The following is a 23810-nucleotide window of genomic DNA, read 5'->3' on the forward strand; positions in this document are numbered from 1 at the left end:
CTAGATGTTAGAACGTTACAGCAGACCGGAAATGAGAGCAATTTGGACGGAAGAGAACAAATTCAAAGCATGGCTCGAGGTTGAACTTTGCGCATGCGAGGCTTGGGTAGAGCTTGGCATTATCCCGCGCGAGGATGTTGAAGCGCTTCGCGAGAAGGCAACTTTCAGCATCGACCGCATCAACGAGATCGAGTTGGAGACTCGCCATGACGTTATCGCGTTTACGCGTGCGGTGTCCGAGACAGTCGGTCCTGAGCGTAAATGGGTACATTACGGTCTGACGTCTACTGATGTAGTAGACACAGCGATGGGATATCTGCTTCGCCAAGCGAACGAGATTCTTGTGAAGGACATCACGAACTTCATTGAGATCCTTCGTAGTCAAGCAGTTGTCTATAAAGATACAGCGATGATGGGCCGTACTCACGGCGTTCATGCCGAGCCAACGACTTTCGGTCTGAAGCTTGCTCTGTGGTACGAGGAAATGAAACGTAATTTGGAGCGCTTCCACCATGCGGCAAACGGCGTTCAATTCGGTAAAATCTCCGGTGCAGTTGGCACGTACGCTAACATCGACCCGTTCGTTGAAGAGTTTACTTGCAAGAAGCTCGGCATTTCGCCAGCTCCAATCTCGACGCAGACGCTTCAGCGTGACCGTCACGCGGAGTATGTCGGCACTTTGGCACTGATCGCAACATCGCTCGATAAATTCGCTACTGAAATTCGCGCTTTGCAGAAAAGCGAATTCCGTGAAGTGGAAGAGCCGTTCGCGAAGGGTCAAAAAGGCTCGTCGGCTATGCCGCACAAGCGCAACCCGATCGGCTGCGAGAACATCTCCGGTCTGTCCCGCGTTATCCGCGGTCACATGCTGACAGCTTACGAGAACGTAACGCTGTGGCATGAGCGCGACATCAGCCACTCGTCGGCTGAGCGCGTCATTCTGCCAGATTCGACGATGCTGCTCAACTACATGCTGAATCGTCTGGGCAACATCATCAAGAACCTGCAAGTGTTCCCTGAGAACATGAAACGCAATATGCAGCGCACGTTCGGCGTACCGTTCTCCGGCCGCGTCATGACGAAGCTGATCGATAAAGGCCTTAGCCGCGAGCAAGCATACGACACTGTACAGCCGCGCGCGATGCAAGCTTGGGAAGAGCAGCGCCAATTCCGCGACATTATTGAAGCGACGCCGGAAATTACGGCTCATCTGTCGGCGGATGAAATCGCAGATGCGTTTAACCCGGCTTGGCATCTGAAGCATGTGGATACGATTTTCAAGCGTTTGGAATTGATTTAAGGGCATGACTGCGCATGAGAAAACGTCTTCCGATCGCTGTTGTACATTGGATTTCTTTGAACTGTAGGAGACTAGAGGTAGAAATCCATGTACAAAGGCGAACGCTACGCTTCTACAGACTGTTTTCTCCTGCTCCGTCACAAACCCTAAAGATCAAAACCAAACTTTGAAAAAAAAGGAGAGGGACAGGAATGACACAAGCGTTGTCCACGGCTGTGGAGATTGTGAAAGCGCCGCTGCTGTATAAAGGCAAAGTGCGTGAGCTGTACGATCTTGGCGAGCATTATTTGATCGTCGTTACTGACCGCATTAGCGCGTTCGATTATGTACTGGACCCGGCGGTGCCGGAGAAGGGGAACGTGCTGAACCGGTTGTCGACGTTCTGGTTTGAACAGACGGCCGAGATGATGCCGAACCATATTGTGCACACCGATGTGTACAAGCTTGGCGATCTCGTTACAGAGCCTGAGCTGCTCAAGAATCGCATCATGGTTTCGAAGAAAGCCGAACGTATTGATATCGAATGTGTCGTTCGCGGCTATATCACGGGCGGTGGCTGGAGACAATATACGAAAACTTCGGCAATTAACGGCATCGGGCTTCCTGAAGGCCTGCGCAAGAACGAGCGTTTCGAGAAGCCGATCTTCACGCCTGCTGCGAAGAACGATGTTGGTCATGACGAAGATATTCCTTTCGAACGGATGCAAGAGATGGTCGGTGCTGAGCTGGCTGAAGAGCTTCGCGACAAGAGCATTGCGCTTTACGAATTCGCTCGGGCGCGCTGCGAAGAGCGCGGCATTATTCTAGCGGATTGCAAATTCGAGTTCGGACTTATTGAAGGCAAAGTCATTCTAATCGACGAAATCTTCACCCCGGATTCCTCGCGTTTCTGGGCGAAAGACAAGTACGCGTTCGACATCGAGATCGACAGCATGGATAAAGAACCGGTGCGCACTTATCTTCTCGGCTCCGACTGGGACCGCGACAGTAAACCGGCTCCACTGCCTCAATCGGTCGTAGATGAAACAACGAACCGCTACCTGGCAATCTACAAGGCTCTAACAGGCGAAGACCTGGTTTAAGATATGTCTAATCACGCGGGCCAAGCAAAGATGGCTCGCACCAAATAAAGGGCTCGCTCAGCGACGGTGGCGGAAGCCACCCCGCAAGCGGTGCCTGGATGCTCCCAGAGCATCCTGCACTAATGTTTTGCTTTTCACCCGGGATCAGGGTGGAGCAGAAAAGTGGTTTATCGAGACGGAGAGCGATAGCGATCGCCTTTGAACTTGGGAAACATCCGCAGGATACTAGTTCAAAGTTTCCCAAAGTTCAACAGCGACGAAGTCCGATAAATCCACGTTCTGCGAAAACACTCCCATCCCAATAATCAAACATCTCGCAGGAGGCGACCCCCCAATGAAGGCTAAAGTCTACGTAACAATCAAACAGAACGTGCTCGACCCGCAAGGCAGCGCAGTACAAGGCGCATTGCATTCCATGGGCTTCGATGAAGTCGGCAAAGTTCGTATCGGCAAGTTCCTGGAGCTCAACCTGAGCACATCGGATCGCACGGAAGCAGAAGCGCGCCTTACGGCAATGTGTGAGAAGCTGCTGGCGAACACGGTTATTGAAGACTACCGTTTTGAATTGGAGGGATAACCGATGAAGTTCGCGGTACTCGTATTTCCAGGTTCCAACTGCGATATTGACTGCTACAAAGCAGTAGAAGATACAATTGGCCAATCCGTTGATTACGTATGGCACACAGCGACAGACTTGTCTGCATACGATGCCATTCTTGTTCCTGGCGGCTTCTCTTACGGCGACTACCTGCGCTGCGGCGCAATCGCTCGTTTTGCCCCAGTAATGAGTGAAGTAGTCAAAGCAGCCGAGCAAGGCAAGTTCATTCTCGGCATCTGCAACGGCTTCCAAATCTTGACTGAAGCAGGCCTGCTGCCTGGCGCACTTCGCCGCAACAGTGGCATGAAGTTCATCTGCGCACAAACGCAGCTTGAGGTCGTTAACCATACAACAGCTTTCACAAGCGAGTACAACGCGGGTGAAATGATTGATATTCCAATCGCTCACGGCGAAGGCAACTACTTCTGCGACGAAGAGACGCTTGCACAGCTGAAAGCGAACAACCAAATCGTGTTCCGTTACGCGGGCGATACGAACCCGAACGGCTCGATTGAGAACATTGCAGGGATCTGCAACGAGCGCGGCAACGTTGTTGGCATGATGCCTCACCCCGAGCGTGCTGTAGATGAAATTCTCGGCTCCGCGGACGGCAAACGGATGTTTACATCGATTTTGAATGCATGGAGGGAACAACATGGCGCAGCAGTTAACGGCTAAGGAGCCAACAGCAGAACAAATCGCGGATCAGCGCATCTATACGCAGTTCGGCGTTACAGATTATGAATATGAGCTCGTTTGCGGTTTTCTAGGCCGTAAGCCGAACTATACCGAGATCGGCGTGTTCAGCGTCATGTGGTCGGAGCACTGCTCCTACAAGAATTCGAAGAAGATTCTGAAGAAATTCCCGATCACGGGACCGAAGGTTCTGATGGGACCGGGCGAAGGCGCGGGCATTGTCGACATCGGCGATAACCAAGCAGTCGTGTTCAAAATCGAATCGCATAACCATCCTTCCGCAGTTGAGCCGTATCAAGGCGCAGCAACAGGCGTGGGCGGCATTATCCGTGACATTTTCTCGATGGGCGCTCGTCCAGTAGCTTTGCTGAACAGCTTGCGTTTCGGAAACCTGGAAAATTCGCGTGTAAAATATTTGTTCGAGAACGTAGTTAGCGGTATCGCGGGCTATGGTAACTGTATCGGTATTCCGACGGTTGCAGGCGAAGTGATGTTCGACGAGAGCTATGAAGGTAACCCGCTCGTTAACGCAATGTGCGTCGGTCTGATCGATCATGACAAGATCCAACGCGGCGTTGCAAAAGGTGTAGGCAACCCGGTGTTCTACGTAGGTCCAGCAACCGGCCGCGACGGTATCCATGGTGCGACTTTCGCATCGGTTGAACTGTCTGAAGAGTCCGAAGAGAAGCGTACGGCGGTGCAAGTGGGCGATCCGTTCATGGAGAAGCTCGTTATGGAAGCAACGCTTGAGCTGATTAACTCCGGCATCGTTGTCGGTATTCAAGATATGGGCGCAGCAGGTCTTACTTGCTCGAGCGCCGAGATGGCATCCAAAGCCGGCAACGGCCTTGAGCTGTACCTCGACGAAGTGCCACAGCGTGAAGAAGGCATGACGCCTTACGAAATGATGCTTTCTGAGTCGCAAGAGCGGATGCTGTTCGTCGTTGAGCCGCATCATGAAGCGCAAGCTCAAGAGATTTTTGACCGTTGGGGCATTATCTGCGTGAAGGTCGGTAAAGTAACGGACGACGGCCGTCTGCGCCTGTTCCATCAAGGCGAAGAAGTGGCGAACATGCCGGTAAAAGCGCTCGTTGACGAGTGCCCGATGTATGACAAACCATCCGCTGAGCCGGCTTATTACGCGGCTAACGGTGCAATTGATACAGCAGCTTATCCAGAGGTTACAGACCTGACTGGTGCGCTTAAACAAGTGTTAGGTTCGCCTACAGTAGCGAGCAAAGAATGGATCTACAACCAATACGATTACATGGTGCGTACGAGCACAGCGGTTCAACCGGGCTCCGATGCTGCGGTTGTAACGATTCGCGGCACACGCAAGGCGCTTGCGATGACTACGGACTGTAACGGCCGTTACGTGTACCTCGATCCAGAGGTTGGCGGACGTATCGCGGTTGCGGAAGCAGCGCGTAACATCGTTTGCTCCGGCGCTGAGCCGCTTGCAATTACGGACAACCTGAACTTCGGTAACCCGGAGAAGCCGGAAGTGTTCTGGCAAATCGAGAAGGCGGCTGACGGTATTTCCGAAGCTTGCCGTACGCTCGAGACACCGGTTATCGGCGGCAACGTTAGTTTGTATAACGAAAATGCAAAAGGCGCGATCTACCCAACGCCGGTTATCGGTATGGTTGGTCTCGTGCACGACGTTGATCATATTACGACACAAGGCTTCAAGGCTGAGGGCGATGTTATCATCCTCGCGGGCGAAACGAAGCATGAGTTTGGCGGCAGCGAGCTTCAATATGTGCTGCACGGCAAGAGCGAAGGACGTCCTCCGGAAATCGACCTGGCAACAGAGAAGACGCTTCTTGACGGCGTGCTTGGCGCAATTCGTGAAGGTTATGTCGCTTCGGCGCATGACTTGTCCGAGGGCGGTCTTGCAGTAGCGCTTGCGGAATCCGCAATTAGCGGCAAGCTTGGCGCAGAAGTGAATGTAGAGACAAGCCTGCGCGCGGATGCAGCGCTGTTCAGCGAATCGCAATCCCGTATCCTGCTTTCGGCGAAGCCGGAGCATGCAGAAGAACTGACTAAGTATTTGACGGCGGCAAACGTACCAAACGTAGTTATCGGTACGGTTCGCGGCAACGAAGTTGTTGCATCGGTTAACGGCAAACCGGGCATTAACGCTAGCATTGCAGAACTGGAGAAGGTTTGGAAGGATGCGATTCCATGTCTGATGAAATAAAACAGCTGCCGAAGCTGTGGACAGGCGATCACTATAACGAAGGCATTGGCCGGGACGATATTTTTGATAAATTGCGTGAAGAGTGCGGTGTATTCGGGGTGTTCGGCATACCGGATGCGTGCTCGCTCGGCTACTACGGGTTACATGCGCTGCAGCATCGCGGCGAAGAGAGTGCCGGAATGGCAGCTGTCGAGTCTGCTACCGGCAAGTTCACGCATTACCGCGGCATGGGTCTTGTGAAGGAAGTGTTTGACCAGCAGAAGCTGGACGGACTTCCTGGTGACCGCGTTATCGGTCACGTTCGTTACTCGACCGCAGGTGAGAGCAAGCTGGCGAATGCGCAGCCGCTCATCTTCAAATACCGCGATGGCGATCTCGCCGTTGCAACGAACGGCAATATCGTGAACGCGCCGTCGATTCGCAAGGAGCTGGAGAGCCAAGGCTCGATCTTCCAAACATCGAGCGACACGGAAGTGATTGCCCACTTGATTGCACGCTCGAGCAAGGATTTTGTCAGTGCGGCAAAAGACGCGCTGCAGCGGCTCATTGGCGGCTTTGCTTTCCTTCTGATGACCAACGACAAGCTCGTTGTCGCATCGGACCCGTACGGCTTGCGTCCGCTCGTAATGGGCAGACTTGCCGGCGGATACGTGTTCGCGTCGGAAACATGCGCACTAGAGACTTGCGGTGCTGAATACGAGCGCGATGTACAGCCTGGTGAAATGTTAATTCTTGATCGTGACGGACTCCGTCAGGATCGCTTCGACAAACTAGAGCGCCGCGCGACTTGCGCGATGGAATATATCTATTTTGCCCGCCCGGATAGCGATATCAACGGTATTAACCTCCACTCGGCTCGCAAAAGAATGGGTCAGCGCTTGGCGCTTGAAGCCTTCATCGATGCGGACGTTGTTACAGGGGTGCCGGATTCGTCGATTTCGGCGGCAATCGGTTACGCGGAGCAGACGGGTATCCCGTACGAGCTCGGCCTAATCAAGAACAAGTACACCGGCCGGACGTTCATCCAGCCTTCGCAAGAGCTTCGTGAGAAGGGTGTCAAGATGAAGCTGTCCGCCGTGCGTAAAGTCGTCGAAGGCAAGCGCGTCGTTATGATCGATGACTCGATCGTGCGCGGTACGACGAGCCTTCGCATCGTGAACCTGCTTCGCGAAGTAGGTGCGACTGAGGTGCATGTGTGCATCACGTCGCCTCCGTTCAAGAACCCTTGCTACTACGGCATCGATACGCCGGACCGCAAGGAATTGATCGCTTCGCAGAAGACAGTGGAGGAGATTCGCTTAGCCATTAACGCGGATTCGCTGCACTTCCTAAGCCATGATGGCTTCATCGAGGCAGTTGGCGGTAACGACGGGGAGTACAACCGCGGCATGTGCCTCGCGTGTTTCGATAATGATTATCCGACGCCGGTTGATCCGACTTCGGAGAAGAGCTGCAGCTGCTAGAGGGATAGGTGAGAGTGGGTCGCCTTCGGCTGATATGAGTCTACGCTCGCTGTTGTAGATTGGGTTTCTTCGGATTATATAAGACATTTAGCGGTCGAAACCCAACTACAAAGGCGACCACTATCGTTGCTTCGACTTCATATCAGCCTTCGGCTTACTCCATCACCTGAGGTGAGAGAGCAATTTACCAATCGTCGTTAACCCGACTGGTTGGCAGTATAGAAGCAATAGGCGAGGCGGGACCTTGCAAAACATTTTAAGGAGTGACTATCGTGTCAGAAGCTTATAAACAAGCCGGCGTCGATATTGCGGCGGGTAATGAAGCAGTCGAACGGATGAAAAAGCACGTGAAGAAAACGTTCCGTCCGGAAGTGCTGACGGATCTTGGCGGTTTCGGTGCGCTGTTCGGTCTGAACAAAGACAAGTATGAGGAGCCGGTGCTTGTTTCGGGTACTGACGGTGTAGGCACGAAGCTGAAAATCGCTTTTGCGATGGATAAACACGATACGATTGGAATCGACGCGGTTGCAATGTGCGTGAACGACATCGTCGTTCAAGGAGCAGAGCCGCTCTTCTTCCTTGACTACCTCGCATGTGCAAAGGTAGAGCCTGAGAAGATCGAAGCAATTATCAAAGGAATCTCCGATGGCTGCTTGCAATCCGGCTGCGCATTGATTGGCGGCGAAACGGCAGAGATGCCTGGCATGTACCAAGGCGATGAGTACGATATTGCTGGCTTCACAGTCGGCATTGTAGATAAGAAGAAGATCATCGACGGCAAGAGCATCCAGCCGGGTGACGTGGTGCTAGGTCTTGCATCGAGCGGCATTCACAGCAACGGCTTCTCGCTCGTTCGCCGTTTGCTGCTTGAGCAAGCTGGCTATAGCCTGAACGACACGCTGTCTGAGCTTGACGGCAAGAAGCTTGGCGATGTCGTTATCGAACCGACTCGCATCTACGTGAAATCGGTACTGGAGCTTATCAACCGTGTAACGGTGAAGGGTATGGCGCACATTACGGGCGGCGGCTTCATCGAGAACATTCCGCGGGTGCTTCCAGAAGGCGTTAATGTAGACATCGAGATGGGCTCGTGGCCGATCCAACCTATCTTCAAATTGATGCAGGCAAAAGGCAGCATCTCTGACCGTGACATGTTCACGACGTTCAACATGGGTGTAGGTATGGTCGTTGTCGTAATCGCTGAGCAAGCTGAGGAAGCTCTTCGTACGGCGAAAGAGCTTGGCGAAGATGCATATATCATCGGCAAAGTGACTTCGGGAAGCAAGATCGTCACATTCGGAGGCGCCGAGCTGTAATGACGGACGGGAACTCGCCGCTGCGCATCGCCGTATTTGCTTCCGGCAACGGAGGCAATTTCCAGGCGCTTGCTGAAGCGGTCCGCGAGGAAGCGTTCCCAGCGGAAATCGCGCTGCTCGTGTGCGACAAGCCGGCAGCCGCGGTTGTGCAGCGCGCTGAGTCGCTGGGCGTCAAGACATATCTTTTCGACCCGAAGTCGTACGCTTCACGGGAAGCTTGCGAAGAAGAGATAGTCGGCCTCCTGCGGCGGGAAGGCATCGATCTGATCGTGCTTGCAGGTTATATGCGAATTATTACCGACGTGCTCGTGAAGCCCTATTATGGGCGCATTATCAATGTGCACCCGGCGCTGCTGCCCGCATTTCCGGGCGTGCGGGGCATTCGCCAAGCGCTGGAATACGGCGTCAAGCTGACAGGGGTAACGGTCCATTTCGTCGACGGCGGTATGGACTCGGGACCGGTCATCATGCAGCAGGCGGTTGAAATTCATGATGGCGATACGGAAGAGACGCTGGCTGAGCGAATCCATGCGGTAGAGCACGAGCTGCTGCCGCTTGCGGTCCGCCGAATTGCCGAAGGACGCGTTGTGCTGGACGGACGCAAGGTTACGGTACAAAGCGGCGAATAGGATGCATACCCGAGCAGTGAGCGTAGCTCGCGACCGGGGTAGCGCGAAGATGGGATACGAGAAAGGACGAAGAACGAACTTATGAGCGATATTAAAGAAATTGCTTTGCGATACGGTATGAACCCTCACCAGAAGGAAGCGAAAATCTACTCCGCGGACGGCCAAGCGCTTCCGCTAACTGTCGTTAACGGCGACCCTGGCTTCATTAACTTGCTCGATGCGCTGAACGCGTACCAGCTTGTGCGCGAGCTGCGTCAAGCAACAGGTCTTCCGGCGGCAGCTTCGTTCAAGCATGTAAGCCCAGCGGGCGTGGCTGTATATTCGCCGATTTCGCCAGAGCTGGCGAAGGCTTATTTCGTCGATGGCATGGAGCTGTCGGAGCTGGCTACCGCGTATGCGCGCGCTCGCGGCGCAGACCGTATGTCTTCGTTCGGAGACGCTGCTGCGCTTAGCGACATCGTTGACGCTTCGACCGCGCAGCTGCTTAAGCGCGAAGTGTCCGACCTCGTCGTGGCGCCAGGCTATACGCCGGAAGCGCTCGACATCCTCAAGCAGAAGAAGGGGGGCAAGTACCTCATTCTTCAGATCGATCCTGACTATGTAGCTGATCCGGTGGAGACGCGTACATTGTTCGGCATGAAAATGCAGCAAGAACGCAACAGCGCTGTTCCAGACGCTTCGGTGTTCGATAAAGTCGTTACAGCTAACAAAGAAGTGACGGACAACGCAAAACGCGACATGCTCGTTGCACTCGTTACGCTGAAATATACACAATCCAACTCGATCTGCTATACGCTTGATGGCCAGACAATCGGCATCGGCGCAGGTCAGCAATCGCGTATTCACTGCACGCGCCTTGCCGGCGACAAGGCAGACCGTTGGTACCTCCGTCAGCACCCTGCTGCGCTGAACATGAAGTTCCGCGAAGGCGTGTCGCGCGCAGAGCAGAACAACGCGATCGATCTGTGGCTCGAAGACGAAGTAACGCCGGTCGAACAAGCGGCATGGGAGCGTTGCTTCGAAGAAGTGCCAGCGCGTTTGACGCGTGAGCAGAAGCGCGAGTGGCTGAACGGCCTGCAAGGCGTTTCTTATGGCTCCGATGCATTCCTTCCGTTCCGCGACAATCTCGACCGGGCAAGCCGCAGCGGCGTGAAATACGTCATTCAAGCAGGCAGCTCGCTTCGTGACGAAGAAGTCGTGGAAGCGGCGAACGATTACGGCATGGTCATGGTTTACTCGGGCGTACGCCTGTTTCATCACTGATAGGAGGCGACGAGGATGTCCACGAACACAACGACAAAATGGAAGACGCTGGCGGATGCAACCGTTCAACGTTTGCAAGAGAATAGTTATCCAGGGCGCGGCATCGTTATCGGCTTAACGCCGGATGCGACGCGTTACGTGCAAGTGTATTGGATCATGGGACGCAGCGAGAACAGCCGCAACCGCGTATTCATTCCGGAGGAGAACGGCTTCCTCCGTACGGAAGCAGCCGATCCTGCGAAACTGACTGACCCATCGCTTATTATTTATTATCCGCTTCGCCACGAAGGCGGCGCGCATATTGTAACGAACGGTGACCAGACGGATACAATCTGGGAAACGATCAAATCTGGCGGCACGTTCGAGGGAGCGCTCGCGACGCGCACATACGAGCCGGATCCGCCGAATTTCACGCCGCGCATCTCGGGTATTGTTGATTTGAACGATGCACAGAACGCGTACAAGCTGTCGATTCTAAAATCGAACGAGAACGACGAATCGCAGACGAAACGCCAATATTTCCACTACGAGCAAGCGATTGCGGGTTACGGACACTTCATCTCCACCTATGTGGGTGATGGCAATCCGCTGCCTTCGTTCGCTGGCGAGCCTCAAGTGGCTCCGCTGTTCGACGATAGCCACGAGACAGCACGCTTCTATTGGGATCTGCTAGACGCGGACAACAAAATCTCGCTGCTCGTCAAAACGATTCGCATTGAGGACGGCGAGACGACGCTGACGGTTGTGAACCGTCCGGCTGAAGGAGGCGCGTAAGCGATGCGGATTATGGTTATCGGCGGCGGCGGACGTGAGCATGCGATCGTCTGGGCGCTGAACAAGAGCGATAAAGTAAGCAAAATCTTCTGCGCACCTGGCAACGCAGGCATTGCGGAGCTGGCAGAATGCGCGCCGATCCCGGTTAACCGGTTCGACGAGCTTATCCAGTTCGCTTGCGACAACGAGGTCGATCTCGTTGTGGTAGGACCGGATGATCCGCTCGCGGACGGCATCGTGGATGCGTTCGAAGCACGCAGCATTCCGATCTACGGACCTCGGAAGAATGCGGCTGAGATTGAAGGCAGCAAAATCTTCATGAAGGATCTGCTCAAGAAGTACAGCATCCCGACAGCCAAGTACGAGACGTTCACTGACTACGAGACAGCACTTTCCTACTTGCGCGAGCAAGCGATTCCGGTTGTTGTCAAAGCAGACGGCCTCGCGGCAGGCAAAGGCGTTACCGTTGCTTATTCGATGAAAGAAGCAGAAGAAGCGCTGCATGGCATGATGGTAGGCAAAGTGTTCGGCGAGTCCGGTGGACGCGTCGTGATCGAGGAATTCCTTGAGGGACAAGAGATGTCGATCCTCGCTTTCGTTGATGGCGAGACCGTTCGCGCGATGGTTCCAGCACAAGACCATAAACCGGTCTTCGACAATGACAAAGGCCCGAATACAGGCGGAATGGGTACGTACTCCCCGCTGCCTCACATCGATCCGGCGCTTGTAGAAGATGCGATCGAGAACATCATCAAGCCGACTGCACGTGCGATGGTCAGTGAAGGTCGCCCGTTCCGCGGCGTGCTCTTCGCAGGTTTGATGATTACAAAAGCTGGCGTTAAGACAATCGAGTTCAATGCGCGTATGGGCGATCCAGAGACGCAAGTTGTGCTCCCTCGCCTCAATACCGATCTGCTCGATATTATTCTCGCTTCGATGAACGGCCGACTCGATCAGCTTCAGATCGAGTGGAGCGACGAGGCAGCGGTGTGCGTCATCGCCGCATCGGAAAACTACCCGGCATCGTATCCGAAAGGCCGCGTTATCACTGGCCTTGACGCTGCTCGGGCGCAAGGCGCGCTCGTGTTCCACGCGGGCACAGCGCTAGCTGACGGCAATATCGTAACGAATGGCGGACGAGTGCTCGGCATCGTCGGCCGCGGCCGCGATATTGCGGAAGCTCGTGCGAGAGCGTACGAAGCGGTAAGCGCGATTCATTTTGAAGGTATGCATAGCCGTACCGATATCGCCGCGAAAGCTTTGCGATAATTCTAGTAGACATAGAGAAACCGCAGCCTGATGAGGGCTGCGGTTTTTTGTGTTGGCTACCCCAACGAACTTTGTATAAGTTGCTTAAGTGCAATAATCCGATTATTTTCGGCTGATGGAGTCCGATTCATGAAATAAATGCGAAAATCAGCTTATTTGCTAGTATTTCTGCTGTCATTGAGAAAAATGGCTTCGATAAGCCGATATTTACATCTATTTCACTAATAGCGGAGAGGCGTCGAGAAATAAGTGTATATATGCAGTTATGCTCGCGACCGCAGCCCCAGAAGGCTGCGGTCTTTGTGTGCTGTACAACCGTCTTCCAGCGTTGTGGTTAGCTTTCCCAGCCTCGTGTTACCTCTTTGTAACTACATATCACCCTCAACTCTATTAAGATAAGGTATAGTAGGTTCATAGAGTATTGTGAAAGTGTGGGGATTAAATATGCGGTTGCCGATTCGATTGGGAAGCAGAAGTAGAATAGCCGCAATGATTGTGGCAACCCTGATGATAGGAGCGCTGACGACCGGCTGCGGTAACGAGGCGCATTCGATAAAGCATGCATCCATTATTGATGTGAATATGCCGTTGAAGCAAGGCGATGGAAAAGCGAGTACAGAGCTGGCTCCTAATAAAACGCGGACAAGCGATGTGGTCACAGCGGATGTTGGGGCGAATGCTGGCGGCGGGGTTGCTCTCGTGACGGCAGCGCCTGCGAAACCGAGCAGCGCACAGGAGAAACCGGAGGCGACTCCGGCAAAAGGAAAAGCAGTGACCGGCGCAGATGCAGCTGCGAAGAAGCCGAGTACAACAGGCACAGGATCAGCGAGTCAGGCAGGTGCTGCTGCGGGTAGCGTGAAGAATACAGCCACAGCGTCCACGCAGAAGAAACCTCTGCAGACAAAGCCGCCACAGCTGATTCTGCTGCAGAAGCCAACCGAGCCGGCGGTGAACTATATACAGAAGCAGGGTGCGAAGCTTGTTGCGTTGACGTTTGACGACGGGCCGGATTCGCATTTTACACCTGCGATTCTGTCGATTCTCAAAGCCAGCAAGGTCCATGGCACCTTCTTTACGGTCGGCATTCAAGTGAACCGCTATGGCACGATGATGAAACGCATTAAAGCGGATGGCAATGAAATCGGCAACCATAGCTATTCACATAAGGACTTAAGCAAGCTTAATCGCAACCAGATTCTTAGCCAAATCAAGCAGGCTGACGGGCTTATTAGCAAACAGACTGGCTATGTGCCGCGTATTGTCCGTGCGCCGTACGGTGCGGTCTCGCCGCTGGTGCGGACGATAATGAAAGAAAATCACCGCGATCTGATCGGCTGGTCGGTGGATACGCGGGACTGGGCGGGCAGCTCGGTGGCTGCGATGCGGGCCAATGTGAACAAGAACACGCATCCAGGCGGCATTATTCTGATGCATTCATTCGGGAGCAAGCTCGACAACACGGTTCAGCTGCTGCCGCTCATTATTAAGGATTTGAAGAACAAGGGCTACACGTTCGTCACCGTAAGTGAACTGCTGGCTGCCAAAGCGGGTCATCAAAAGGCGAAAAAATAGCACTTGCACCGCAAGGAGGGAAGGAAGGCGATGAAACGAAAGTACAGCTTACGGCGAGGCGCGCTCTTCCTTAGCGGGCTGCTGATGTTGATCGTATTAGCGGGCTGCCAGTTTACGGCGACACCGGCCGATCTGCTGCAAGGTCCGCGCTCATCGCCGGATAGCGCCGCGCTTGCTGCGGCTGTCCAGCGCGAGCTTCCCGCAAGGGCAAAGCTGTCGCTCGCATTGCAGGAGTCGACCAATACAGCAGTGCTGAAGATGGATGCCGACGGCGACGAGCGACTGGAAGCTTTCGTCACCTATGCCGATGAGGGTGCCAATCAGCATGTGATGGTGCTGCGTAATGTGAATGGGACATGGCGCAAATGGTTTATTTTCGCGGAGACGTCGAGCTACGGAATTGATGTGCTTCGCACAGCCGATCTTGATCGGGATGGCCAGCCAGAACTGCTCATCGGATGGAATCAATACGGAGAGCCGAAGCATATGCTCACGTTGTATCATGTTGCTGTCAATGCTGACGAGGTGAACGTGCCGAAGCCGATCGCGGAGCTGCCTTACGACACGATGGGGATTGGCGATGGGCAGGGCGACGGCCGGCCGGAGCTTGCGCTCATTAAGCTGCAGCGGGATAAAATGCAGGCGTCCATCGGAATTTATCAATTCGCTGCCAATCATGTGCAGAAGGTCGGCGCGGCTGAGCTGGATGGGTCGGTGAACGATTATTTGCAGGTGAAACTGGGCAAGGTGTCGCCAGATCGTTACGGCATCGTTGCTGATGCTTCCATCGGTGCGAATTCATCGACGACGACGATGCTTGCTTGGGAAGCAGGAAAGCTCGTTCAAGTGTATCCGCCGCGTGCAACAGGTAATGATCAGGTGCAAATTAATGCGAGGACGCAGCTGAGCGGCGACCGCAATGGCGATGGCATACTCGATCTGACCATGCTTCGTGAAGCGCCTGGACAATCCGAAGGCGTGGCCTATAGCGATCTGCTCTGGATTGAGCAGTATAGACAATGGGACGGCCACAGCTATTTCTCGGTTGTCGGTCAACAGTATGTCGATCCAGGACAGACGTACGCAATTACGATTCCAGAGTCATGGAGCAACTATACGTTTAGCCGGTTGAAGGATGGCAGCGACAATGATGCTGCTCTGGATGCTTTTGACCCTATCAAAGGGCTGCATAAGGAAGTGCTGGCGCTGCGCGTCATTCCGATTGCGGATTGGAGCAAAGAAGAGAATCAGCTAAGCGAGGATGGCAGCCGATATCTGGAGTTAGACACTCGGGATGGACTTGTTTATGTCGCGATCTGGAATGAGAAGCCAGCGGCAGGTGCGGACAACGCGGACTCGGATTCCAAATCAGATGGGGATGAACAGAGGTCGCGCAAATTGACCGGCGTGTTCCCGCCTGATGAGGCAGAGATGAAACAGCTGTTCAGGCTGCTGCCAGAAGCATAAAGTTCGAGGAAGAGAGAAGGGGGGAGAAGAAGCCTTGCGTATTCTATTCGTTGAGGATGAAGAGGCAATTCGCGGCTTCGTCCGCATTAATTTGCGCCGGGGCGGCATGGAAGTGACGGAGGCGGAGGACGGAGAGAGCGCGCTTGCGCTCGCGCAAACGGCTTCTCCGCCTTTTGACGTCGCTCTGCTTGACGTGATGCTGCCGAAGATGAGCGGGTTTGAAGTATGCGAGCAGCTGCGTCAGCAGTTTCCGCGCATGGGCATTATTATGCTGACCGCAAAGTCGCAGGAGGAAGATAAAATTCGCGGCCTTGAGCTTGGAGCTGACGATTACGTGCAGAAGCCGTTCAGCCCCGGCGAATTGGTCGCGCGGCTTCATGCGCTGAGGCGACGTATGCTGCCGCTTGAAGACGCTGGCGCAAGCGCAGCTGGCCAAGGGCCAAGCGCTGCGGCGAGCGGCGGTGCCGCAGCGGGACCGAGCGCTGGCGGCAGCGGGGCAGCAGGAGCGGGCATCGCGGCGAGCGAAAGCGGAAGCGGTGCGGCTGGAAGTGCAGGTGCGGGTGCGCCATTCAGCACGGCAAGCGAGAGCGGCGGTGCCGCAGCGGGAGCCGGTGCTAGCGGTAGTGCCGCGGCAGGAGCAAGCGCCGCCGCGGGCGATTCGCCGCCGCTTGACGCGTTCCCGGCGCCGGCAGCCGCGCTTAGCAGGCAGCCGGCGGCACAAGCGCGCCGGTCTTCGGAGCTTCGCTCCGGCCCATTCCGCCTCTCATCGGCGGAGCGCAAGCTGTGGAAGGAAGGCGTCGAGATCGTGCTCACGCCGACGGAATGGACGCTTGTGAAGCTGCTTATGGAGCGGGAAGGCGAAGGTTTGAGCCGCGATGATATTTTGAACTCGGTATGGGGCCGCCATTACGTCGGCGATTTGAAGATCGTTGACGTCAATATTCGCCGCATCCGGCAGAAGATCGAGATCACCCCTTCCGAGCCGCACCATATTGAGACGCTGTGGGGCTTCGGCTACCGATGGAAGAGGGGCGGGGAGCAATGAGCCGCAGCCTTCGAACCCGTATCGTTCGAAGCTACGGCATACTGATCGTTCTTGTTGTCGTTATGCTTGGCACGATGTTCGGCACGCTTGTATGGAACTACTATTACAGCAGCGCAGTCGGCTCCGTCCTTCAACGGGCGGAGACCGAGGCGGCGATACATACTCGCACGATTGCGTATGAGCCGATGAAGGCGAAAGCCAAATATATGCTGCAAAATATGTCCGAAGGGACGACGCACCTGCAGCTGCTCACAAGCTCCGGCGCTCTCGTCGTGGACAGCAACGGGCTCGGCAGCAGCGCAGATGAAAGCGAAGTAGAACAGACGCCTGATGTCGATCAAGCGATGAAGGGCAAGAAAGGGATTTGGCGCGGTGCCGATCCGGTGACCGGCGAGCGAATCGCAGCCGTGACTTTGCCCGTGATGCAAGGACCGCGAGTCGTCGCGATGTTCCGTTATACGGCGTCGCTTGAAGAGGTCGATATGACCGTCCGCAACATCCTATGGATTACGGTGCTGGTCGGCTCATTCGTCGTACTGCTCTTTTTTACGATGAGTGTGCTCATGGCGAACCGGATTGCGAGGCCGATCCGAAACCTGACGCGCGTTGCAGAGAAGATGGCGGAGGGAGACTGGACCCGCCGCGCCGTTCACCTCCATGACCGTGATGAGATCGGGCGGCTTGCTGAGACGCTGAATACGATGGCATCCGAGCTGACCCGGAGGGAGAAGCTGAAGGAGGACTTCATCTCCTCCATCTCGCATGAGCTGCGGACGCCGCTTACTTCCATTAGAGGCTGGAGCGAGACGCTCGCTTCCGGCGATCCTGGCGACGTTGAGGAGCTGAATCAGGGGCTTGCGATTATCGGGCGAGAGACAGAGCGGCTGTCCGGCCTTGTCGAGGATTTGCTCGACTTCTCCAAGCTGTATGCCAAGAGCATCGTGCTTCATCCTGAGACGCTCGACATTCGCCGAACAATTGGAGAGACGCTGCGGCAGTTCGTTGCCCGCGGACATCGCGAGTCCATTCGAATTATTGGCAAATACAGCGATGAACCGCTCGTAGCGAAGGTGGATGCGAACCGGCTCAAGCAGGTGTTCATCAACGTGCTTGATAATGCGCTGAAGTTCACTCCTAGCGGCGGAACGGTGACGGTGACCGGTGAAAGCAAGTCCGGTGAGGCACAAATTACGATTCAAGATACAGGTCCAGGCATCCCGCCTGAGGATCTACCGCATGTGACGGAGAAGTTCTACAAAGGGACAAGCCAGCGGTCAGGAAGCGGTCTCGGCCTTGCGATATGCAAAGAAATTGTCGAGCTGCACGGCGGACGGTTTCAAGTGAGCAGCGCGGAGTCCGAAGGAACGATTGTGCTGATCTCGATCCCGCTGCTGCCTGAGGAAGAGAGGCAGGAGCCAGCTTCTGGCCACAGTTGAACATACCTAATAACCCGATCCGCAAAGTGCTGTCTGTCGCACTACGCGAATCGGGTTATCTTTTTGCTAAGCTTCCTTTATTCCTTATAGAACAGCGACTTATGATTCTTGATGACGAAGAAGACGGCAATCGCCAAGAGCACAACGATGGTAATGGAAAACCAATGGTTCGAAATCCAATGTAGAAAGGTTGGCATCGTACGAATAGCCTCCTGACCGCTTATGCGAGAGCTTTCATTTATGGCTATTATGCTATAGATGAGGTCTTTCAATTCCATCCAAGGATGGAAGACAACGCTACCGCTTCTATGGTGTAATGAAGTATAATCCTCGTACAGCGACAAAATTATCCAGAAAGCGGGTAGGCAGATGATAAAAGCGAATCAGAATCGAACAAAGCGTACGATTGGCTATGGCGCCACTTTGCTGCTGCTTGCAGCGTTCATGCTCACCGGCTGCAGCGATGATAAGAAGTTGAACGCAAATTCGTCGGAGGCTGTAATCGCTCCAGCGACAAATACGAACGCAGATCAGCCAGCTGATACGGCTCCGATTGATCCGCCTGCCGTCGACCCGCCTCAATATATCGCACCGCTAACAGGGCTCGCTGAAGACAGTGAAGCGAAGAACCGTCCAATCGCGGTTATGGTGAATAACTTTGCCAGTGCCCGCCCGCAATCAGGGCTGCCGAACGCAGACGTGGTATGGGAAGTGCTCGCAGAAGGCGGCATTACGCGGCTCGTAGCCATCTACCAGAGCTATACGGGGAGCGACCCCATCGGCCCGATCCGCAGCAATCGTCCGTATCTTATTCGCATCGGTGACGGGTATCACGCGATACTCGCTCATGCTGGGGCAAGCCAGCAGGGCTACGATATTTTGCAGCATCATGGGAAGGATTATCTCGACGAGATCTCGAACGCCGGCGCTTATTTCTACCGCGAATCGTTCCGGAAGGCGCCGCACAATCTCTATTCGAACTTGGAGAAGCTTCGTGCAGGAGCTGCAAAGAAGAAATATGACGAGACGGTGGACATTCCTACGTTCCAATGGTCGGAGGCGGGGGCGACAGCGAGCGGTGATTCGGCTTCGAAGGTCATCATTCATTTTCTGCTGAAGGACTACAAGCTCTCCTATCTGTACAATTCGAGCACGAAGCTATACGACCGTTTCATCAACGATAAGCCGCACACGGACCTCACGACGAACAAGCAGCTGACCGCAACTAATCTTGTTGTCATTGGCGCGAAGCATAAGACGTACGATGATTATGGCCGGCTTGAGATTGACCTTGAATCAGGCGGGCCTGCAATGCTGTTCCAGCTAGGCAAGAAGATCGACTGTACGTGGGAGCGCGGAAGCGACGGTGCGATCCACATTATGAAGGACGGTCAGGAGCTGCCGTTCGTGGCGGGGCATACGTTCTATCACATTGTACCGATGACGCCGACGTTTGAAGGCCATGTCCAGATCGTGGCTGAATAGAAGAATGCGATTAAGGAGGGGAGCTGTGAACCTAATGGTTCTCGGCTTCTTTTTTTGCAGGGAAGGGGGTTAAAATGAGGTGTGCCGGAAAAGACTAGGAGGGCGTGAAAGTTATCCGCTCAAAATAAATTGCGGTTTTTGAAATAAAGTCATAAAACCTTTACAATCCCTTAACAATTAGAAGGTAAACTATGTTAAGATATTGTCGGTTTCCTGTGGATTTCAGCGAAAAATATCAGGGACGATGGTGTGAATCAAGTACGCTATAACGAAGGGGATAATTATGTTTAAGAAAAAAGACGACGTTTTCTTTACAACGCTTGAATCGATGGCGGACACGATCCTGGAAGCTGTGCACTACTTCGAGCAGAACGTTTCGAAGATCAAGGATGCGACGCAGTTCGCGAAGTCGATGAAAGAGTATGAAAGCAAGTGCGATCGCTATGTACATAAAATTCTGACAGAACTGAATAAAACGTTTATCACGCCGATTGAACGCGAAGATATCCTCAAGCTGACGACGTCGCTGGACGATGTGCTTGACGGCATCGAAGCATGCGCATCCCGTTTCGAGATGTATAACGTTACGGAGCCGGACGAGTATGTCACTCTGTTTGCGGAGAACATCCTTCGCTGCGCGCAGCAAATCAAGAAAGCCATCTATCTCTTGTCCGAGAAGAAGCTGCTTGCGATGCGCGAGCCTGCCATTCACATTAACGAATTGGAGAACCAAGCCGATGATCTGCTTCGCGTCAGCGTGAAGAGCTTGTTCACGAACGTGAAAGACCCGATCGAGCTGATCAAGCGCAAAGAAATCTATGAGCGTCTTGAGCAAACGACCGACTACTGTGAGGATGTCGCCAACACACTCGAAACCATTATTATGCGCAACAGCTAAGGAGCGGGACGAGTAGGATGGACACCATTTACATTTGGGTTGGTATCGTAATTTTTCTAGCACTCGCATTCGACTTTATCAATGGTTTCCACGATACGGCCAATGCGATTGCGACGTCCGTATCGACACGGGCGCTGTCGCCGCGCATGGCCATTATTCTAGCGTCGCTGATGAACTTCGTCGGCGCGGTTATGTTTACGGGCGTCGCCAAAACAATCGGGGGCAAGGTTGCAAATCCGGCAACGCTTGACCACGGCGTACAGGTTGTCGTCGCGACGCTGATCGGCGCCATTGCGTGGAACTTGCTCACGTGGTGGCTTGGTATTCCTTCATCGTCATCGCATGCGCTCATCGGCGCGTTGACAGGTGCGGTAATCAGCTCCGCTGGCTTCGATGCGATTAATTCAAAAGGCTTTGTCGATATCGTGAAAGCACTTATTTTCTCGCCGTTAATTGCATTCGCTGGCGGTTTCATCGTGATGTGGATCTTGAAGCAAATATTCGCCAGATCCAATCCGCATCTTATCAATAGAGGCTTCCGTTCCGGACAGATATTGACGGCTGCGTTCCAGTCATTCACGCATGGTACGAACGATGCGCAGAAAGCGATGGGTATTATTACGTTCGCGCTCGTCGCAGCAGGCATCCAAGATAATACGGATCATATCCCGTTGTGGGTTAAGATCTCTGCGGCAGTGGCGATGGCGCTTGGTACGTCAATCGGCGGCTGGAAGATCATTAAGACGATGGGTACGAAAATTTTCAAGATCGAGCCGATCAACGGTTTCGCGGCGGATATCGTATCTGCGAGCATTATCTTCTCGGCTACGAGTATTCACCTGCCCGTTAGTACGACGCATGTCATCACGTCTTCCATTCTCGGCGTGGGCAGCGCGAAGCGCTTCTCCGCTGTGAAGTGGGATCTCGCTGGACGAATCATTTTATCGTGGATCATTACGATTCCGATTGCGGCGATTCTGTCGGCGCTGATCTATCAAGTGATTGCTTTGTTTATCTAAAAGGTTGAAAAAAGCCGGAATCCTCAAGGTGAGCTCGTTTGATGAGCAGCACTGGGGGTTCCGGCTTTGTTGTTTGTATGGAGCATTAAGAGCTAGCGGCTTGGCGGGCGGCGTTTCCGGCGTGGACGTGAACCACCTGGTGTTACGGTGCTCATGCCTTTGCCTTTTACGGACTTGTGTCCCTTCTTCTTGCGGCGGCGTTTTACTGGTGGGTCATCGTCATCGTCCTCTGCAATCTTGGCGCCTTTCTTGCCTGGCGTGAAGGAGGTGGCAAGCACTTTGATGAGCGGCGCCATCTGCGTAATGCTGCCGACGACCTTCTGCACTTTGCCCATCGTCGTCACGATACCGTCGATGCCGCCCATCCGGTCGACGACACTCTTCAGATCGTTCAGACTGTTCGCGAGATTGAAGCCGGTCTTCTCGGTTTTGGCATCTTCCGCTGCTGCTGGAAGGATGGATGTATTGGACTCGGGAAGCGGGACAATCTGCATATTCGATGCGGGTTGAATTGAAAACGTAGGGACACCGCCGGAGAATTCATTCGACACTTCGGTCGTGTTGAATGGAACGGGCGAGGTGAGCCCGACGCTTTTATTTTTGCCGAGGAAAGGGTCGGAGATGCCCGGGAATTGGCTCTGCCCCTGATTTTGCAGGCCTTGACCTGGCCCTGGACCGCCGTGGGGCTGCGGCGTGTTGCGGCCTGACGGATCGTAGCGGTAGTTCACGGGAGATCACACCTTTGTGCCTTATTTGTATACGTTAGTCTATGGTGTAGGCGAACATACGGATTGGACGATAGCCCGCATGCGCGGAATTAATTTCCGCGTTTGTCTTGAGGGGGATGGGGCGGGAAGCGTTGGAAGCGCTAGTCGCGGTGGCAAGGTAGGGCGGAGCAGCAATAGGCTGGGATGCGCTAGACGCGGCTTTGCGTCCTTCTATTCTGTAAAGCGGTGACGCTTGAAAATTCTACTAGAAAGGACTACAATGAGCATATTATTAGTTCTGGTAGGGGTGAGCGGACGATGCAATTGAAGAAGCTGAATGATAAATCAATCGACCAGCTGTTCGAGGCGGTTTTAACGCTGAAGACGGTGGAAGAGTGCTATATTTTCTTTGACGATCTTTGTACGGTGAATGAAATCCAGTCGCTGTCCCAGCGGCTTGAAGTAGCGCGTATGCTAGGCAAAGGCGCGACATATAATCAGATTGAAGCGGAGACAGGCGCAAGCACGGCGACGATCTCGCGTGTGAAGCGTTGCCTCAACTACGGCAATGACGGTTACAAAATGGCGCTGGAGCGTTCAGGGCGCTAGGTGCCTGCACGGGATGATGATCGAATGACGCTAGATATGAACCAAGGAACAAATCCAGGATTAAACCCAGGGACAAAACCAGGAGTATTAGTGGTAAGCCACGGCTCGCGTGAAGCGGATTGGGTGCGGCTCGTGGACGATGCGGTGGCAGCTTGCGCTGACCTAATGGGCAGCGAGGTGCCGGTAGTATCTTCGTTTCTCGAGCTCGTCGAGGGGCGGCTCATCCAGGACGGTGTGCATGTATTGGAAGCGGAAGGTGTGACGGATCTCTACGTCCTTCCGCTTTTTGTGTCGTCCGGGAGCACGCATGTGGACGACATTGCACAGGCTTTTGGGATGGAGCCGGTGTCGGCGGTTCGCGAAGGAGAGCTAGAGCCGTTCGCGGTGCAAAGCAGCATGCGTGTGCGGTTCGGCGTGCCGATCGACGACGACGGAGATATTGCGGAGCTGCTGCTTCGCAATATTGCTGGGTTGTCGGTGGAGGCTTCGGCGACGCTGGAAAGTGAGCCGAGCGAAGGTGCGGGAGCGGAGCAGCTGCCTGCGGCGGGGCGGCGGCGCGAGCGGCTGCTACTTGTCGCGCATGGTTCGCGCGAAGCGGTGTTTCACGGCCGCTGGCGCGATGGCATGGCGGCGCTGGCGGAGCGGGTGCGCGAGCTCGGCGGATTCGCGGGCGCGCATAGCGCGATGCTGCTGCCGAATCAGGCGGCGTGCAAGCTCGGGGCTTTGCAGCGGCGGTATCCGGATGATGCGTTCATCGTGGTGCCGCTTTTTCTTAGTGAGGGTTATTTTACGCGTACGGTCATTCCGACTCGTCTTGCCGGTCTGAACTATCGGTATAATGGGCGGGCGCTGCTGCCGTCGCCGCAGATTGCGCGCTGGATGGAGCGGCAGATTCGGAAGTGGCTTTCTACGATGTGATGGCGGGGGACTGCTGGAAAAGGCAGTTTGGGAAGTTAGCCGTTAATCGTGTATAGTAGAA

Annotated in this window: 21 protein-coding genes; 20 read left to right on the forward strand and 1 reads right to left on the reverse strand. The window is 54.4% G+C overall.

All coding sequences use genetic code 11. The features are described from left to right. Positions 1-4 precede the first annotated feature (4 nt). The 18 genes from purB (at position 5) to AC0LWF_RS21725 (ending at position 21515) form a co-directional block, all read left to right on the forward strand. A complete protein-coding gene (purB, locus tag AC0LWF_RS21640) occupies positions 5-1300 on the forward strand; it encodes an adenylosuccinate lyase (protein WP_474653612.1) in 1296 nt (431 codons plus the stop codon). Positions 1301-1491: 191 nt separating this feature from the next. Beyond that, a complete protein-coding gene (locus AC0LWF_RS21645) occupies positions 1492-2382 on the forward strand; it encodes a phosphoribosylaminoimidazolesuccinocarboxamide synthase (RefSeq protein WP_474653613.1) in 891 nt (296 codons plus the stop codon). A gap of 334 nt (positions 2383-2716) precedes the next feature. Continuing rightward, positions 2717-2959, forward strand: coding sequence for a phosphoribosylformylglycinamidine synthase subunit PurS (gene purS, locus AC0LWF_RS21650; RefSeq protein ID WP_090582867.1), 243 nt, complete (start codon positions 2717-2719; stop codon positions 2957-2959). A 3-nt stretch (positions 2960-2962) separates the two neighbouring features. Beyond that, positions 2963-3658 carry a phosphoribosylformylglycinamidine synthase subunit PurQ gene (gene purQ, locus AC0LWF_RS21655; RefSeq protein ID WP_474653614.1) on the forward strand — a complete coding sequence of 232 codons (696 nt, stop codon included), beginning with the start codon at positions 2963-2965 and terminating at the stop codon, positions 3656-3658. After that, positions 3636-5879, forward strand: a complete 2244-nt coding sequence (gene purL / locus AC0LWF_RS21660) for a phosphoribosylformylglycinamidine synthase subunit PurL (protein ID WP_474653615.1) — start codon at positions 3636-3638, stop codon at positions 5877-5879. The genes purQ and purL overlap by 23 nt, the downstream gene beginning before the upstream one ends. Then, entirely contained in the window at positions 5864-7342 is a 1479-nt protein-coding gene (gene purF, locus AC0LWF_RS21665) for an amidophosphoribosyltransferase (protein ID WP_474653616.1), read from the forward strand. The genes purL and purF overlap by 16 nt, the downstream gene beginning before the upstream one ends. Positions 7343-7614: 272 nt before the next feature. Beyond that, a complete protein-coding gene (gene purM / locus AC0LWF_RS21670) occupies positions 7615-8658 on the forward strand; it encodes a phosphoribosylformylglycinamidine cyclo-ligase (RefSeq protein ID WP_474653617.1) in 1044 nt (347 codons plus the stop codon). After that, positions 8658-9287, forward strand: a complete 630-nt coding sequence (gene purN / locus AC0LWF_RS21675) for a phosphoribosylglycinamide formyltransferase (RefSeq protein WP_474653618.1) — start codon at positions 8658-8660, stop codon at positions 9285-9287. Before purM ends, purN begins: the two co-directional genes overlap by 1 nt. An 81-nt stretch (positions 9288-9368) precedes the next feature. Then, on the forward strand, positions 9369-10550 hold the full coding sequence (locus AC0LWF_RS21680) for a phosphoribosylaminoimidazolecarboxamide formyltransferase (protein ID WP_474653619.1): 1182 nt from the start codon (positions 9369-9371) through the stop codon (positions 10548-10550). Between the two features lie 15 nt (positions 10551-10565). Beyond that, positions 10566-11324 (forward strand): IMP cyclohydrolase, encoded by a 759-nt coding sequence (locus tag AC0LWF_RS21685; RefSeq protein WP_474653620.1) that lies wholly within the window; start codon positions 10566-10568, stop codon positions 11322-11324. A 3-nt stretch (positions 11325-11327) separates the two neighbouring features. Next, positions 11328-12593: a phosphoribosylamine--glycine ligase gene (gene purD / locus AC0LWF_RS21690; RefSeq protein WP_474653621.1), complete on the forward strand. Its 1266-nt coding sequence runs from the start codon at positions 11328-11330 to the stop codon at positions 12591-12593. Positions 12594-13082: 489 nt separating this feature from the next. Beyond that, positions 13083-14165, forward strand: a complete 1083-nt coding sequence (locus AC0LWF_RS21695; RefSeq protein ID WP_474653622.1) for a polysaccharide deacetylase family protein — start codon at positions 13083-13085, stop codon at positions 14163-14165. A 30-nt stretch (positions 14166-14195) separates the two neighbouring features. Beyond that, positions 14196-15632 carry an FG-GAP repeat domain-containing protein gene (locus AC0LWF_RS21700; RefSeq protein ID WP_474653623.1) on the forward strand — a complete coding sequence of 479 codons (1437 nt, stop codon included), beginning with the start codon at positions 14196-14198 and terminating at the stop codon, positions 15630-15632. Between the two features lie 34 nt (positions 15633-15666). Beyond that, entirely contained in the window at positions 15667-16677 is a 1011-nt protein-coding gene (locus AC0LWF_RS21705; protein ID WP_474653624.1) for a response regulator transcription factor, read from the forward strand. Then, the gene (locus AC0LWF_RS21710; protein ID WP_474653625.1) at positions 16674-18113 is read left to right on the forward strand and encodes a sensor histidine kinase; all 1440 of its coding nucleotides are present in this window, start codon (positions 16674-16676) and stop codon (positions 18111-18113) included. Before AC0LWF_RS21705 ends, AC0LWF_RS21710 begins: the two co-directional genes overlap by 4 nt. 369 nt (positions 18114-18482) lie before the next feature. After that, positions 18483-19598, forward strand: coding sequence for a DUF3048 domain-containing protein (locus AC0LWF_RS21715; protein WP_474653626.1), 1116 nt, complete (start codon positions 18483-18485; stop codon positions 19596-19598). Positions 19599-19881: 283 nt separating this feature from the next. Next, on the forward strand, positions 19882-20496 hold the full coding sequence (locus tag AC0LWF_RS21720; RefSeq protein ID WP_474653627.1) for a DUF47 domain-containing protein: 615 nt from the start codon (positions 19882-19884) through the stop codon (positions 20494-20496). 17 nt (positions 20497-20513) lie between these two features. After that, a complete protein-coding gene (locus AC0LWF_RS21725) occupies positions 20514-21515 on the forward strand; it encodes an inorganic phosphate transporter (protein WP_474653628.1) in 1002 nt (333 codons plus the stop codon). Positions 21516-21607: 92 nt separating this feature from the next. Here the strand turns inward: AC0LWF_RS21725 and AC0LWF_RS21730 are convergent, their stop codons facing one another. After that, entirely contained in the window at positions 21608-22243 is a 636-nt protein-coding gene (locus tag AC0LWF_RS21730) for a hypothetical protein (protein ID WP_474653629.1), read from the reverse strand. A gap of 297 nt (positions 22244-22540) precedes the next feature. Between AC0LWF_RS21730 and AC0LWF_RS21735 the strand changes: the two genes are divergently transcribed. Together AC0LWF_RS21735 and AC0LWF_RS21740 are read left to right on the forward strand one after the other, a co-directional pair. Then, positions 22541-22831, forward strand: a complete 291-nt coding sequence (locus tag AC0LWF_RS21735) for a YerC/YecD family TrpR-related protein (protein WP_126014197.1) — start codon at positions 22541-22543, stop codon at positions 22829-22831. A 24-nt stretch (positions 22832-22855) separates the two neighbouring features. Beyond that, positions 22856-23749 (forward strand): sirohydrochlorin chelatase, encoded by an 894-nt coding sequence (locus AC0LWF_RS21740; RefSeq protein ID WP_474653630.1) that lies wholly within the window; start codon positions 22856-22858, stop codon positions 23747-23749. Positions 23750-23810 lie beyond the last annotated feature (61 nt).

The sequence above is a fragment of the Paenibacillus sp. sgz302114 genome, from assembly GCF_056120345.1.

What these genes read in the sequence shown, in the direction of transcription:
- purB (WP_474653612.1), top strand. Translation starts at nt 5, where the DNA reads ATGTTAGAACGTTACAGCAGACCGGAAATGAGAGCAATTTGGACGGAA.
- AC0LWF_RS21645 (WP_474653613.1), top strand. Translation starts at nt 1,492, where the DNA reads ATGACACAAGCGTTGTCCACGGCTGTGGAGATTGTGAAAGCGCCGCTG.
- purS (WP_090582867.1), top strand. Translation starts at nt 2,717, where the DNA reads ATGAAGGCTAAAGTCTACGTAACAATCAAACAGAACGTGCTCGACCCG.
- purQ (WP_474653614.1), top strand. Translation starts at nt 2,963, where the DNA reads ATGAAGTTCGCGGTACTCGTATTTCCAGGTTCCAACTGCGATATTGAC.
- purL (WP_474653615.1), top strand. Translation starts at nt 3,636, where the DNA reads ATGGCGCAGCAGTTAACGGCTAAGGAGCCAACAGCAGAACAAATCGCG.
- purF (WP_474653616.1), top strand. Translation starts at nt 5,864, where the DNA reads ATGTCTGATGAAATAAAACAGCTGCCGAAGCTGTGGACAGGCGATCAC.
- purN (WP_474653618.1), top strand. Translation starts at nt 8,658, where the DNA reads ATGACGGACGGGAACTCGCCGCTGCGCATCGCCGTATTTGCTTCCGGC.
- AC0LWF_RS21680 (WP_474653619.1), top strand. Translation starts at nt 9,369, where the DNA reads ATGAGCGATATTAAAGAAATTGCTTTGCGATACGGTATGAACCCTCAC.
- AC0LWF_RS21685 (WP_474653620.1), top strand. Translation starts at nt 10,566, where the DNA reads ATGTCCACGAACACAACGACAAAATGGAAGACGCTGGCGGATGCAACC.
- purD (WP_474653621.1), top strand. Translation starts at nt 11,328, where the DNA reads ATGCGGATTATGGTTATCGGCGGCGGCGGACGTGAGCATGCGATCGTC.
- AC0LWF_RS21695 (WP_474653622.1), top strand. Translation starts at nt 13,083, where the DNA reads ATGATTGTGGCAACCCTGATGATAGGAGCGCTGACGACCGGCTGCGGT.
- AC0LWF_RS21700 (WP_474653623.1), top strand. Translation starts at nt 14,196, where the DNA reads ATGAAACGAAAGTACAGCTTACGGCGAGGCGCGCTCTTCCTTAGCGGG.
- AC0LWF_RS21710 (WP_474653625.1), top strand. Translation starts at nt 16,674, where the DNA reads ATGAGCCGCAGCCTTCGAACCCGTATCGTTCGAAGCTACGGCATACTG.
- AC0LWF_RS21715 (WP_474653626.1), top strand. Translation starts at nt 18,483, where the DNA reads ATGATAAAAGCGAATCAGAATCGAACAAAGCGTACGATTGGCTATGGC.
- AC0LWF_RS21720 (WP_474653627.1), top strand. Translation starts at nt 19,882, where the DNA reads ATGTTTAAGAAAAAAGACGACGTTTTCTTTACAACGCTTGAATCGATG.
- AC0LWF_RS21725 (WP_474653628.1), top strand. Translation starts at nt 20,514, where the DNA reads ATGGACACCATTTACATTTGGGTTGGTATCGTAATTTTTCTAGCACTC.
- AC0LWF_RS21735 (WP_126014197.1), top strand. Translation starts at nt 22,541, where the DNA reads ATGCAATTGAAGAAGCTGAATGATAAATCAATCGACCAGCTGTTCGAG.
- AC0LWF_RS21740 (WP_474653630.1), top strand. Translation starts at nt 22,856, where the DNA reads ATGACGCTAGATATGAACCAAGGAACAAATCCAGGATTAAACCCAGGG.